Origin of the sequence: Collinsella sp. i05-0019-G5, from assembly GCF_042851345.1 — a bacterium.
GTDB lineage: Bacteria > Actinomycetota > Coriobacteriia > Coriobacteriales > Coriobacteriaceae > Collinsella.
In genome coordinates this window covers 1,072,660-1,085,178 of the sequence record NZ_AP031421.1, presented here as the reverse complement: position 1 = coordinate 1,085,178, position 12,519 = coordinate 1,072,660, and the positions used below count along the sequence as shown (strand labels likewise).

The window sequence follows — 12,519 nt, the reverse complement described above, 5'->3', positions numbered from 1 at the left end:
AGGCACTCGGTAGAGTTTCTCCAACGATATACAGGTTAAATATACGCAGTTGCAGGGGGCAAACTTGAGCATAGGCCCTGCAATACGGGTGTATTGCAGGGGTTTTGGCAGGTTGGAATTATTCTCTAGAAGCTATAAAGGTGAGTGTATTACATGCGTACATCCAAGGGAGATTTCACGCTCGTTTCTGAAAGATGTAGTACGTTTGTAATATCGTTTACACTCAATTACTCTAGTGCAATAAAGTAGTGGTTGTAAGATTGGCTATTATTAGCCGATGTTGTATTTGACTATTCGAATTGCACGCTCATTAAGGGAGGCCAGTGATGTCATCGACTCAAAAACGAGCCATCCTGCAGGTGCGCATTCGCGAGGAAGACAAGCAGCATGCCGAGCGTCTCTACGACGCCATGGGCACATCGCTCGCCGAGGCTGTCCGTCTATTTGTCGCGCAGAGTATTTTGATGCGCAAGCTCCCCTTTCAGCCGGTCGCCGTGCGCTCCAAGGACGGCACGTCCGCCTATGGACTGCTCAAAGCATATGGGGACCCCAATCGCCGCTCCGAGGAGCGCAATGCCTGGATTGAATACCTAGCCACAGAAAGCGACGAGTCGGTTTTGGGTCCCGAGGAAGTAGATATCCATGAGTAGCACCATCATCGACGAGACCGTCATCCTTCGCTACCTGCTTGACGACGACGAGGTCCTGTCACCGCGCGCTGCCAAGGTCATCGCCACGCGCACCGCACGTGTCTACCCCGAAATCATCACGCGCGTCGTGGTCACGCTGCGCGACGTCTATAAGGTTCCCCGCGTTGAAATTGCTGCGGCCATGAAAAGGCTGCTCGATGACGTCATGGTCGACGAGCCCACCGTTGTCGCCCTTGCCGTCAAACTCTTCGGCAAGACCCATATGGACTTTACCGACTGCCTCCTCGCAGCCCGAACCACCATCTACAACGATGATGTCGTGAGCTTTGGCAAGCCCATCATCCAAGGCATGATCGACTACCGCCGCCAGCGCCAAACCGCCGCCGACGCCCGCAGCCGAAGCACCGACGCCCGCGGACACGGCACCGACTCCACCATCGACAAGCTCCGCCACCACGGTCGCCACTAACCGGCAGGCAACGGCATCGCCCGCCCCTCAGCCCCATCCCCTCCTAAGTTGCGGTGAAATACGGACTGTTTCATGCCTTTAAAGGCCTCGATAGTCCGTATTTCACCGCAACTTATTGAAGGTTGGCTGCGAACGATTTCTCTATCGGGAGTCGGCGTAGGGTTTTGTTGTCGGAATACCGTAACCGCGCATCATGGCACCGAACGATTCTACTTCGTAGGTGTCCGAGAGTTTGAAATGAATGACGTTGTGGCCCATGGCGCGAAGGTTCGCATCGCGCATGAGGGCCGCTCGATAGGTTTTTGCCGCCGCTTGCTCCGGATCATTTTGAGCTTCGTCTTCAAACTTACCCAGCCCATGCAGCTCTGCCAGCGTCCATGAGCCGTCTGGCATCTGCCAGCCATAATCTGCTAGATAATAGCCAGCGTTTCCTGGTCGCGGTATCTCAACTTGAAGCTCAGGCGCGGCAACCCCAGCGAGAATCATCGCTGCTCTCGCCTCGGACTCGCCGCCATTGTCTGACCTGCCATCCATATGCTCAAAAACGTCAAAAGCACGCGCGATGCCATGCAACCCTCGGCAATTTGCCTGCGCATATGCCCGCAGCTCTTCGCGTTCGACATCGTACTCACGGGCCAAGCCATCGACATAGCCCAGCGCATAACGAAAGGCGCTCGTTCGAGCGATATCAACAACCGTTCGATACGGATCCGTCAGCGTAAACAGACCGAGACGCCACACTTCGCCCACCCGCCAGCGCTTGTATTCAACGAACTCATACGTATCACGCCTTGTAGACCGTGGCAGCAGTACTTGCACTTTATCCAGAAGCGTATACGCCGAGCCGATGCCGTAGAGCAGCGCTGCTGTCGATCCGCAAAACACAGCATCCGGTTCAACGACCGCAATAGCGGATGCCAGCTGAAAGATGCGATCTTCAACCCCAAGATTATTCCAATAGACCGGATCCGCATACACGTGGTTGTAAAGACGAAGCATGAGCTCTTCCTGCATATGCTCACGCGCACGGCGTTCATCCCAAGGATCAATTGTTATAAGCAGCTGTCCATCTTGATGAATTCCAACGGCCGAGAATAGCATTCTTGCATATGACTGCGGAAAATGTTTGCCTTTATCGAGCATGGCCAACCCCATAACCATCACGGCGGAGAGAATACCATTACGCTATCGCATGCTTCCGTCCGCAGGCCTTGCCAAAAGCTGACCAAAAGCTTGACGTCGCAGGTCAGAGCTTCAAAAAATATTTCCACTCTCGGTAGACGGTCGCTACGACCCTCCCAACGGCATCAAAATCCAACCTTACAAATAGTTGCGGTGAAATACGGACTACATGGGCCATAAAAGCCGGAAAACAGTCCGTATTTCACCGCAACTTAGGAGGGGATGTGGGGTCCCCGGCATGTATATGAAAACAGCTCTGGTCCCAAAAGGAGCCAGAGCCGTTCGTCTATCTTATGGAGCGGGCGACGGGAATCGAACCCGCGTCATCAGCTTGGAAGGCTGGGGTTCTACCATTGAACTACGCCCGCAAGATATGGTCGGGACGACAGGATTTGAACCTGCGACATCCTGCTCCCAAAGCAGGCGCGCTACCAAACTGCGCCACGTCCCGAAGGTGTTGAGCAGCTAAGGTCTAAACCTTGCGTGTCCCAAAGCGAAGGAAATTATAGGGGAGACTCCCCGCCTGTGCAAGCGCAGAAACCCTAGCTCCTCGAATGTGCGACAAAACGACTATGGAGCAGACCGATCACAAAGGCAACCACGGCAACCGGCGCCCACGCGGCACCGATATCTGCCAGTGGCAGCGCATCAAACGGTAGCCACGCGCCCGCAAAGAACGCGTCGCGAACCGAGGTGATCACGCTCTGCACCGCGACAACGCCGCCGACCCAGACCCATACCTGCGAATGCGCGTCGCAAAAGCCGTGCACCAGGCCCATAAGTACCAGCACGATGGCAACGGGATACAGGGCATTGAGCATAGGCACCGAGAACATGAGGATCACGTCGAGACCCACGTTGGAGAGCACGCACGAAAACGCTGCGAACACAAAGGCGAGAATCGCGAAGGGTCGGCGCATGGCCTCCTCGGAAGCCTCCGCTCCCCCTTCGACCACATACGTCTCGCAGAAGTAGCGTGAGCAGCAGCTGATAAGGCCGATGCACACGTTCATGCAAGCGAGGAAGAAAATCGCAAAGACGACAACCGTGCCAGCAAGACCAAAGTGCATAGAGGCAGAACGCGCAAGAATCGCGGCGCCGTTGGTGGCATCGGGCATAACCGTGCCGAGTTGCATTCCGGCAAGCGCCAGGCCGCAGTAGATGATGGCCATGAGCACGCCGGCGATCACACCGGAACGCGAAATCTCGAAGGCCACGCGCTTGTCGTCGGTAACGCCCAGCTCGTGAATGGTCTCGGCGATGATAATGCCAAAGGCGAGCGACGCAAGCAGATCCATGGTCTGATAACCGGTCAAAAAGCCCTGCACGGTAGCACCGGCATTGTAGGGAGTCTGCGGCGCGGCAGCCGGTCCCAGCGGCGAGATCACGGCAGCACCCACGACCAGCACGATGAGCGCAATGAGCGCGGGGCCCGTAATGCGCCCGAGCACGCGCGTGATAACGCCCGGACGCAGCGTGAGCGCAAACGCGACGACAAAGAAGCCAACGGCAAACACCAGGCGAGCCGTGCCGAGCGAAACGCCCTCGGGCAGTAGCGGCACCAGCATCTCGAAGGCCGTAGAGCTTGTGCGCGGAATGGCCAGGCACGGGCCGATGGCCAAATACACCGCCGCAACGAAGAATTCGCCAAACTTAGGATGCACGCGCCCAGCCAGCTCGCGGGCCGTGCCGGCGAGCGCGACGGCGATAAATCCCATAACAGGCAGACCGATAGCGGCAATCAAAAGGCCGATCATGGCAAGCGGCGTGGCCGTGCCGGCCTGAAGTGCCAGCAATGGCGGAATGATGAGGTTACCGGCGCCAAAGAGCATCGAGAACAGCGCAATGCCGACGGTAACGACATGGTCGGAGCGCAGACCGCGCGGTGCGGATGAGGCCATAGGCACACCTTTCGGGTCGAAACAAAAACGGGACGGGCAAAAACACCCATCCCGCAAGTATAAACGGTCTAGCAGCTTTAGCAGGCTAAATCGCGCAAAGCGTCAATCGCGGTATCGACTTCCTCGTCCGTGTTGAAATACCCAAACGAGAAGCGAACGACACCCTGGCGCTCGGTCCCGAGCGCGCGGTGCATGAGCGGAGCGCAATGGGCGCCGGGGCGCGTCGCAATCCCCCACCCTTGCATGAGCGCGTCCGAGATCTCGGCAGAGTCGATATCACCCACGTTGAGTGAGACGATCGCCGAGCGCACGGGCTGGTCAAACGCACCGTAGAGCTTAATCCCCGGAATCTCGCGCACGCCAGCGAGAAAGCGATCAGCCAGCGCTCGCTCATGCGCCGCGATCGCCTCGACCCCGCCTTGCGCCTCGATAAAGTCGAGGCCGGCAGAAAGGCCCGCGATGCCGTGGCCGTTGAGCGTGCCCGCCTCAAGACGCGTGGGCCACTCAAGCGGCTGCAGCGCATCGAAGCTGTGCACGCCCGTGCCGCCCATGGCCCACGGCCACACGTCAATGCCCTCCGCCACGGCCAGCCCGCCGGTCCCCTGCGGACCCATGAGTCCCTTGTGGCCAGTAAAGCACACCACGTCGAGCCCCATGGCCTGCATATCGATATGCGCCGTGCCGGCAGACTGCGAGGCATCGACGATCACCAGCGCGCCGGCCGCATGGGCCATGGCGGCCACGCGCGCAATGTCGACCTCATTGCCGGTCACATTGGAGGCGTGCGTCACCACTACGGCACGCGTGTCAGGCGTCACCAGCCGCTCGAGCTCGTCGTAGTTGAGCGCGCCGCTCGCATCGCAGCCCGCATGCTCAACGGTCACGCCCCGCTCTACCGCCAGGCGGTTAAGCGGACGTAGCACGGAGTTGTGCTCGAGCACCGTCGTGACCACACGGTCGCCGGGGCACACCACCCCGTTGATGGCGGTGTTGAGCGCCGCGGTTGAGTTGGGCGTAAAGCACACATGGTCCGCCCTCGGACAACCTAAAAGGCGCGCGAGCTTGGCACGGCAACCGTGAATCGTACGAGCGGCATCGAGGGCGCCCGACGTGGCGCCGCGCCCGGCATTGCCGAGCGAGTACATCGCCTGCGTCACGGCATCGATGACCGTCTGCGGCTTGTGCATGGTCGTCGCCGCGTTATCCAGGTAGATCATCGCACGACCTCCCACATATCAATCACGGTATAGCCCTCGGTGGGAACGCCCGCCGCGGCAAGCTCGCTGCGCAGCAGCTCCTCATCGGCAGGCAACGCCTTCCACGCCAGACCGCAGCCGGCAGCGACCTCCCCGGGCACGGGAATCGTTCGCCCGGGAAGGCCGCGCTCGATGCACAGGGACTCGCAGCCCATGGCGGCCGCCGTGGTGGGAAACGTGATGACAAGCGCCGGGCGCTTCTCCCTCATGGCAACTCCAACCAATACGCTACGGGCGCACGACACGCACGGCCTGCTCCATCTTCTCCACGATCACGTACATGTTGGTGACCTCGCCCACCGCAAGCTGGTCCTTAATGCCAAAGTGGTCCAGGCAGGTACCGCAGGTGAGAATCTCGACACCCTGCTCCGCCAGCCCCTTCAGGTCATCGAGCACCGGCGAACCCTCGACGGTGAGCTTGGCGCCGCCGTTGTAGAACAGCATGGTCGCAGGCAGCTCCTCCTGCTGCGTCACGGCAAAGATAAACGCCTTCATGAGCTTGTGGCCCAACTCGTCGTCGCCACGGCCCATGCAATCGGTGTAGACGGAAATGACGAGCTTGCCCTTGCCGGCGTTGGCGTCGCAGAAGGCAGCGCCATCCTGCTCGGGATCGGCCACGGCAACGGCGCCAGAAGTCGCCACGGTCACGTGCCACTCGGCGTCAGAAACCTTCTCGACCGAGGCCGTGCAGCCCTTCTCCTGCGCCATCTTGGAGATGTTCTTGACGGCGGTCTCGTTATCGACCGAGGTCACCACGGCACCCTCGCCGTCAAGCTGTTTGAGTGCCTTAAGCGTCTTGACGACGGGCAGCGGGCAGGCATCGCCCATGGCATTGACTTCAATCTTGGTAGACATAGCAAAATCCTTTCGAAAGAACCGTTCTAGAGAACGGTAAACAGTTACATAAACGTGCGGGCTAGCGAACAACGCGAACGGCAGGACCGCCCGGCACCGGCTCGCACACGCGACCGACGGCGGCGGCGATACGTCCTTCGGCATGCAAACGGCGCGCAAGCTCATCCACATCCGCCGCGGGCGCCGCGATGAGCAAACCACCCGAGGTCTGCGGATCGTACAGCGCATCCAACATGCCCGGCTCCAGCTCATCGTCAACCGTCACGCGCGGGCCAAAGAAGTCCTGGTTGCGGTAGGAGCCCGCGGGGATAATGCCCAGACGCGCCATGTCGAGCACCTGGTCAAAGAGCGGCACCGCCCCCGACGCAAGCTCAATCTGCACGCCCGAGCCCTCGGCCATCTCGCACGCATGCCCGATCAGGCCAAAGCCCGTGATGTCGGTGCAGCCGTGAAGCTCAAGTCCCTCGGCCAGACGAATCGGAGCCTCGTTGAGGGTGCGCATCGAGTCAAACATGGCTGCGGCCTCGTCCCGCTCGATGAGCTCGCCCTTAATGGCCGTGGTGATGATGCCCGAGCCAACCGCCTTGGTCAGCAGTAACGCATCGCCCACGCGCGCGCCGCTGTTGGCGAGCATGCGGTCGAGCGCGACAAACCCGCTCACGGACAGGCCGTACTTGGGCTCGTCGTCGTTGATGGTGTGACCGCCCGCGATGGAGCAACCCGCCTCGACGCACTTGTCGGCGCCGCCCGCCAGAATCTGACCGGCAACCTCAACGCCCAGACAGCTCGGGATGCACAGCAAGTTCATGGCATGGCTCGGCCGCCCGCCCATGGCGTAGATGTCCGACAGCGAGTTTGCCGCGGCGATCTGGCCAAACAAAAACGGGTCGTCGACCATCGGTGGGAAGAAGTCGATGGACTGCACGAGACCCAAGTTATCGCCAACGCGAAAGACGCTCGCATCGTCGGAGGTATCGAACCCCACGAGCAAGTTGTCATTATGCACATTGGGCAAATCGCCCAGGACCTGGGCGAGGGCTCCGGGAGCCAGCTTGGCGGCTCAACCGCTCGCGGCCGTCATAGACGTGAGCTTAATCTGATCGTCAGCCATCGATACCTCCTCTCATCGGTCAATCATTTTCTCCCAGTATACGCATGAATGCGAGCCGACGGCGGATGCATTAATTGAGCGCCTGTGCGCGAATCGCCGCGCCGATCGCTCCGGCAAAGCGAGCCTGGGGCGAGGTGGTCACCGGCGATCCCAGTAGCTCGCCCAACCGCTCCACCACGAAGGCGTTCTCGCACAGGCCACCGGTCAGGTAGTACGGGGCGCCCGCGGCCTGCCCGGCCATGGTCGCCACGCGCGAGACCACGCTGTCGATCACGCCACGCGCAATGTTCTCGCGCGGCTCGCCACGACCGATCAGGCTGATGACCTCGCTTTCGGCAAACACCGTGCACATGCTGGAAATCTTGGTAGGCTCGCCGGAACGTGCCAGATCGGCCATCTGCTGCTGGGAAATACCTAGGCGGTCGGCCATGATCTCCAAAAAGCGCCCCGTGCCGGCGGCGCACTTGTCGTTCATGGCAAACTTGGCCACTCGGCCACTTTTAAGCTGAATGACCTTGGTGTCCTGACCGCCCACGTCGATCACGGTGCCGTGATCGCCAAACAGGCGCACGGCACCGGTACCGTGGCAGGTAATCTCGGTCACGACCTTGTGCGCATAGGGCACGGCGACACGACCGTAGCCGGTCGCGACCACGCGCACGTCGTCGGCCGTCACGTCGTAGCCGGCCGCTGCCAGCGCCTCGCGCAGCCGCTCGGAAGCATCGACCGAGGAAAACCCGGTTGGCTGCACGCACGTCCACGCCACCGAACCCTCCCCATCGACCACAGCAGCCTTAGCCGCCGTAGACCCGATATCAATCCCGATCCCTATCATGGCTCTCTCCCAATCTAAACATCAAAGGTAACGGCGCGTTCAGGCGCCTTAGCTCTAGGTTTCTCAGGTGCCGGAGATTGCCCCGAAAGAGGAGCGCAGCGTACTTTGGGTACGCAAGCGACGGTTTGAGGGGCAAAATCCGGTGCCTGAGAAACCTAGAGGGTTTCGATGAAGTCGGCGATGCGGGTCTCGATCTGACCCATGTCGCCATTGCTGTAATCGGTCTCAATCTTCATGTACGGAATGCCCGCACCCTCGACAGCCTCCTGCATGCGCGCGCTCTCAACGTTGAAGGTGTGGCAGGCCTGCAGCACGCTCTCTACCACGCCATCGACATGGTACTTCTCGCACATAGCCAGCGTGTTTCCCATGCGGCCTTCGTTAGGCGTCATGACCGAGCAGTTGATGTCCAGGTAGCGGTCGGCGATGGCGCGCAGGATGTCGGGAGCATCCGGGTCGATCATCATGGCCGCCGTGCGCTCGCCCGAGCAGTCGTCCATGCACACGACCACACCACCGTTGGACTCGATGGTGCGGCCGATCTTGTTGATCACGCCGCCCACCGGGCAGCCAGTGATCAGAATGCGCTTGGCGTCTGCCGCAACCGGGCGCTCGCCCGCGTCGTAGGCCTCGCGCAGCTTGGCAACCTTTTGCTCCAGCTGCTGCGTATAGGCCTCGATATCAAAGCTGAACGTACCGGCAAACATGGTGCTCATCAGGTCGACGCCGCTCATGGCCGCCGGCTGGTTGGCCTGCAGGGCAAACATGTCGAGCTGGGCCGCACGCAAGCGGTTGCGACGACGGACGGCAGCGCGCAGGTCATCGTCGGTAATCGTGATGCCGTAGAAGCCCTCGAGCTCCTCCTTGAGCAGGCGGCACTCCTCGTACCAGCCTTCGCGCTCGTAGGCGCGATCGCGACCCTGCGGAAGATGCAGAATGTGCGTGCGCTTGAGCTCGTTGAGTAGCTCGTACATCTTCTTCTTGCCGTCGCAGGTGGTCTCGCCGATGATCATGTCGCTAAAGTGCGTAAACGGGCACTTTTGCGAGTAGGCAAAACCGTACGTCGACTTGATGAGCGGGCACAGGTTTGCCGGCAGCACCTTCTCGGCCTCGGGAATCACCTCGTCGGATGTGCCGCACAAGGCCACACTTGCAGCGCCCGCGGCATCGATAATCTCGAGCGGCGTATAGCTGCACAAAAAGCCGACCAGGCGATTACCCGCCTGCTTATAATCCTTGACGCGAATAAACGCCGCCTTGCGCTGCTCGTTGAACTCCTCAAACGTGGACGGCAACGGCTGCTCAATATATTCCGGCATATAGCTCCTTAACAAACCTTTTAACCAACCAAGGAAACGGCTTTCCCAGGTGCCCGAGGTTGCCGTGAAAGAGAAGCGCCGCATACTTTGGTAGCAAGCGACGGTTTGAACGGCAAGATCGGGTGTCCGGGAAAGCCGCCGGGACGGATAGCCCTAAATGGTTTCCAAGAAGGCCTCAATCCTGGTTTGTAGCTGGCCTGCATCCTCGCCGGCGTAGTCGGTCGTGATGTGCATAAACGGAATGCCGGCCTCCTCGGCGGCCTTCTCCACGGCAAACGACTCCATCTCGTAGAGCGTGCAGAACTGCAGGGCCACGTCGACGATGCCGTCGGCATGCAGGTCCTTGGCCATCTGGACAATGTCCTTCATACGCTGGTCGTTGGGCGTAAAGACGGCGCAGTTGATCTTAAAGTAGCGCTCGGCGATGGCATCAAGCATCTCGTCGACCGTCTCACCGGACTCGTCGACCAGATCCTTGTAGTAGCGCGAACCCGTGCAGGACTCCTCGCCCACCACGACGCCGCCGGCCTTCTCGATGAGGTTGAACAGCTTCCAGTTGGGCACGGCCATGGGCGTGCCGGTGTACAGGATGCGCTTGGTCCCCTTGGGCGCCACGCCCTCGCCGGCCTCGACACGCTGCTCGCACTCAGCCGCCATATCGTTAATGGCTCCGGTCAGACGCGGCGTGTCGTCCATAAAGGCGGCCTGAACGGTCAGCAGGCTGTCGAGACCGCTGATGGGCGCCGGGTCGGCAGCGCGCGTGGCAGCGAGGCGCTGCAGGGCACGGCGCTTCTCATTTACGGCGTGGATGGCGGCTTTCAGACGCTCAGGCGTAATCGTGACGCCGCACTCTTCCTCGATCTTGGCGGCGAGTTTCTTGACCTCGGCCTTCCAGGTCACGAGCGTCGACTCGTCGTGCACGTTGGGGATATCCATGACGTACATATTCTTTTGCGTCGCAAAGAACTCGTAGGCCTTCTTCTTACCGTCGCAGGTGTTCTCGCCTACCACCAAGTCACTCGACTCAATGTAGGGGCAGACCTCGCCCGGCTTAAAGCCGGCAAAGCTCTTGATGAGCGGACAAGTGTTGCGCGGCAAGTGCTCCTCGACCTTGTCGGTTGCCCAGTCGGCACCCGAGCACAGACCAACGGGAATGCCGTCACAGGCAAGCACGATCTCCTCGGGCACGTACACGCAGAACGACCCCACGATCTTGGTGGCCTCGCCGGCCTCCTTCTTGTCGAGCATCTCCTTAATACGGCCGCTGTGGATGTTGGTGGCCACGAAGTCCAGGTAGGACGTTGACTTGGGACGGTTGTTCTGCGACAGGAACATGTCCCCGTACATCTGGCCCACGGCGCCCAGCAGCATATCGTGGTCGGCAAGATTCATGCCGAGGCTCTCCCACATCGGATGAAAATCGAGTGCTTCAGCCATAACGGTTCCCCTCTCGAACCAAAAATGAATAGCTACGGTATTGCTGCACGGTGGGTGGCGAAAACCCAGCCGCGCCTAAACCCGGAATTTTGGGGAACCTGCTTTGCGGTCGATTATTTAGTTGTGCGTCGTCTCTCCCGGAGCCGTGAACATACCTGCTCATATGCGGCTCCGAGCCATATATAGGGCACGCGCGGCAACGCGGCGAATGTATGTCGTCTGCGGCATATGCGTACCCTCCTTTACAAGATAAGATCAACTATATCAACGGTCATCGACCATGCGAACACCGTTGACATTCGTACGACAGCATCGTGTGCCGTCGTTTAATAAACAATTCTCTTGATTGATAAGAGTTTGTCATCTCTCATTCGGCGAACGGCAAAAACAAAGCCGCCGAGGCTTATATCCCCGACGGCATTACCCGGCGCTATCGACAAACCAAATGGATCCTGCTGGCATCGAAGTGCATGCGCAGCGTCTCGCCTGCTTGCGGTAGCTCGTCGACAGGCACGCCCACCTTGTTGACCTTCCACTGCAGACGCGTGGGCGCATCAGCGCGCGGCACGTCCAGCAGCACCAGCCGCTCAAAGCGCGAATCGCTCACACGGGCCACATGCAAATCGTAGCTGTTACGGCCCCGCTCAACGCGATTATCAATATGGAAATAGCTTGCGCGAACGCCCAGGTACGCCACATTATCGGGGACCTCGCGGCCCACGTTAAAGGTCATGCCCCAGTCGAGGGCCTCAACTTCTTCGTCGCCGATTTTGCGCGCACGGCTTGTGTTCTTGCAGCCAGTTAGGCGCAGCGCCGCCAGCGTCTGCGGACGGCGGACCACGTCCTCGACGGAGCCGAGCTCCTCAACATGCCCGTCGTGCATCACACAGATGCGCTGGCACAGGCGGCATGCCTCGTCGATGTCGTGGCTCACGTAGAGCACGGTGCGGTTGCAGACATCGAACAGGTCGAGCATATTCTGCTCGAGGGCGCTCTTGAGGTACGCATCGAGCGCACTCATGGGCTCGTCGAACATAAAAATGCCCGGATGCGCCGCCACCATGCGGGCAAGCGCCACGCGTTGTTGCTGGCCGCCCGAGAGCCGCGCGGGATAACGGTCGGCGAAATCGGCCAGGCCAAAGATGCCCAGATAGCACTCGGCCAGCCTTTTGCGCGCCGCGGCGTCGCCCGCGTCCTTTACACCGGCACATACGTTATCGGCCACCGTCATGCTGGGAAACAGCTGATAGTTTTGGAACAGCAGGGCGCATTTTCGCTCCTGGGGCGACAGGTTGATGCCCGTCGCTGAGTCAAAAAAGGTCACGCCGTTGACGACGATCTTGCCCTCGTCGGGCGTCTCAACACCGGCAATGCAGCGCAGTGTGCAGCTCTTGCCGCAACCCGAAGCGCCCAGCAGCGCCACACGCTCCTCACCGGCCTCAAGCTGCATGTCGAGCATAAACCCGGGATAGTGCTTTTTGATATCCAAAACGAGTGACATGGC

The 12,519-nt window shown here is 60.2% G+C and carries 12 protein-coding genes and 2 tRNA genes; 2 read left to right on the top strand and 12 right to left on the bottom strand.

The features are described from left to right. Positions 1 to 326: 326 nt before the first annotated feature. Both ACGHIZ_RS04945 and ACGHIZ_RS04940 read left to right on the top strand, forming a co-directional pair. On the top strand, positions 327 to 650 hold the full coding sequence (locus ACGHIZ_RS04945; protein WP_149926611.1) for a type II toxin-antitoxin system RelB/DinJ family antitoxin: 324 nt from the start codon (positions 327 to 329) through the stop codon (positions 648 to 650). Beyond that, complete coding sequence (locus tag ACGHIZ_RS04940; RefSeq protein WP_390449645.1) at positions 643 to 1,119, top strand: PIN domain-containing protein; 477 nt, start codon at positions 643 to 645, stop codon at positions 1,117 to 1,119. The genes ACGHIZ_RS04945 and ACGHIZ_RS04940 overlap by 8 nt, the downstream gene beginning before the upstream one ends. A gap of 141 nt (positions 1,120 to 1,260) precedes the next feature. Here the strand turns inward: ACGHIZ_RS04940 and ACGHIZ_RS04935 are convergent, their stop codons facing one another. The 12 genes from ACGHIZ_RS04935 to ACGHIZ_RS04880 form a co-directional block, all read right to left on the bottom strand. Next, positions 1,261 to 2,262, bottom strand: a complete 1,002-nt coding sequence (locus ACGHIZ_RS04935; protein ID WP_390449642.1) for a hypothetical protein — start codon at positions 2,260 to 2,262, stop codon at positions 1,261 to 1,263. A gap of 333 nt (positions 2,263 to 2,595) precedes the next feature. Continuing rightward, positions 2,596 to 2,669: transfer RNA gene (locus ACGHIZ_RS04930), tRNA-Gly, on the bottom strand. A gap of 6 nt (positions 2,670 to 2,675) precedes the next feature. Continuing rightward, positions 2,676 to 2,752, bottom strand: a tRNA-Pro gene (locus ACGHIZ_RS04925). Between the two features lie 91 nt (positions 2,753 to 2,843). Continuing rightward, a complete protein-coding gene (gene brnQ, locus ACGHIZ_RS04920; RefSeq protein ID WP_390449639.1) occupies positions 2,844 to 4,202 on the bottom strand; it encodes a branched-chain amino acid transport system II carrier protein in 1,359 nt (452 codons plus the stop codon). Positions 4,203 to 4,279: 77 nt separating this feature from the next. Further along, complete coding sequence (locus ACGHIZ_RS04915; RefSeq protein ID WP_225093461.1) at positions 4,280 to 5,419, bottom strand: aminotransferase class V-fold PLP-dependent enzyme; 1,140 nt, start codon at positions 5,417 to 5,419, stop codon at positions 4,280 to 4,282. Continuing rightward, positions 5,416 to 5,667: a DUF3343 domain-containing protein gene (locus ACGHIZ_RS04910; protein WP_117765837.1), complete on the bottom strand. Its 252-nt coding sequence runs from the start codon at positions 5,665 to 5,667 to the stop codon at positions 5,416 to 5,418. The genes ACGHIZ_RS04915 and ACGHIZ_RS04910 overlap by 4 nt, the downstream gene beginning before the upstream one ends. A gap of 19 nt (positions 5,668 to 5,686) precedes the next feature. Beyond that, on the bottom strand, positions 5,687 to 6,313 hold the full coding sequence (yedF, locus tag ACGHIZ_RS04905; RefSeq protein WP_225093460.1) for a sulfurtransferase-like selenium metabolism protein YedF: 627 nt from the start codon (positions 6,311 to 6,313) through the stop codon (positions 5,687 to 5,689). A gap of 61 nt (positions 6,314 to 6,374) precedes the next feature. Continuing rightward, positions 6,375 to 7,424 carry a selenide, water dikinase SelD gene (selD, locus tag ACGHIZ_RS04900; RefSeq protein WP_390449635.1) on the bottom strand — a complete coding sequence of 350 codons (1,050 nt, stop codon included), beginning with the start codon at positions 7,422 to 7,424 and terminating at the stop codon, positions 6,375 to 6,377. A gap of 70 nt (positions 7,425 to 7,494) precedes the next feature. Then, positions 7,495 to 8,259, bottom strand: coding sequence for an acyl-CoA dehydratase activase (locus tag ACGHIZ_RS04895; RefSeq protein ID WP_349125438.1), 765 nt, complete (start codon positions 8,257 to 8,259; stop codon positions 7,495 to 7,497). A gap of 155 nt (positions 8,260 to 8,414) precedes the next feature. Next, positions 8,415 to 9,578, bottom strand: coding sequence for a double-cubane-cluster-containing anaerobic reductase (locus tag ACGHIZ_RS04890; RefSeq protein WP_390449631.1), 1,164 nt, complete (start codon positions 9,576 to 9,578; stop codon positions 8,415 to 8,417). 153 nt (positions 9,579 to 9,731) lie between these two features. Beyond that, entirely contained in the window at positions 9,732 to 11,015 is a 1,284-nt protein-coding gene (locus ACGHIZ_RS04885; RefSeq protein WP_390449628.1) for a double-cubane-cluster-containing anaerobic reductase, read from the bottom strand. Positions 11,016 to 11,445: 430 nt separating this feature from the next. After that, positions 11,446 to 12,516: a sulfate/molybdate ABC transporter ATP-binding protein gene (locus ACGHIZ_RS04880; RefSeq protein ID WP_390449625.1), complete on the bottom strand. Its 1,071-nt coding sequence runs from the start codon at positions 12,514 to 12,516 to the stop codon at positions 11,446 to 11,448. Between the last annotated feature and the right edge of the window lie 3 nt (positions 12,517 to 12,519).

What these genes read in the sequence shown, in the direction of transcription:
- ACGHIZ_RS04880 (WP_390449625.1), bottom strand. Translation starts at nt 12,516, where the DNA reads ATGTCACTCGTTTTGGATATCAAAAAGCACTATCCCGGGTTTATGCTC.
- ACGHIZ_RS04945 (WP_149926611.1), top strand. Translation starts at nt 327, where the DNA reads ATGTCATCGACTCAAAAACGAGCCATCCTGCAGGTGCGCATTCGCGAG.
- ACGHIZ_RS04890 (WP_390449631.1), bottom strand. Translation starts at nt 9,578, where the DNA reads ATGCCGGAATATATTGAGCAGCCGTTGCCGTCCACGTTTGAGGAGTTC.
- ACGHIZ_RS04910 (WP_117765837.1), bottom strand. Translation starts at nt 5,667, where the DNA reads ATGAGGGAGAAGCGCCCGGCGCTTGTCATCACGTTTCCCACCACGGCG.
- brnQ (WP_390449639.1), bottom strand. Translation starts at nt 4,202, where the DNA reads ATGGCCTCATCCGCACCGCGCGGTCTGCGCTCCGACCATGTCGTTACC.
- ACGHIZ_RS04915 (WP_225093461.1), bottom strand. Translation starts at nt 5,419, where the DNA reads ATGATCTACCTGGATAACGCGGCGACGACCATGCACAAGCCGCAGACG.
- ACGHIZ_RS04935 (WP_390449642.1), bottom strand. Translation starts at nt 2,262, where the DNA reads ATGCTCGATAAAGGCAAACATTTTCCGCAGTCATATGCAAGAATGCTA.
- ACGHIZ_RS04940 (WP_390449645.1), top strand. Translation starts at nt 643, where the DNA reads ATGAGTAGCACCATCATCGACGAGACCGTCATCCTTCGCTACCTGCTT.
- ACGHIZ_RS04895 (WP_349125438.1), bottom strand. Translation starts at nt 8,259, where the DNA reads ATGATAGGGATCGGGATTGATATCGGGTCTACGGCGGCTAAGGCTGCT.
- ACGHIZ_RS04885 (WP_390449628.1), bottom strand. Translation starts at nt 11,015, where the DNA reads ATGGCTGAAGCACTCGATTTTCATCCGATGTGGGAGAGCCTCGGCATG.
- yedF (WP_225093460.1), bottom strand. Translation starts at nt 6,313, where the DNA reads ATGTCTACCAAGATTGAAGTCAATGCCATGGGCGATGCCTGCCCGCTG.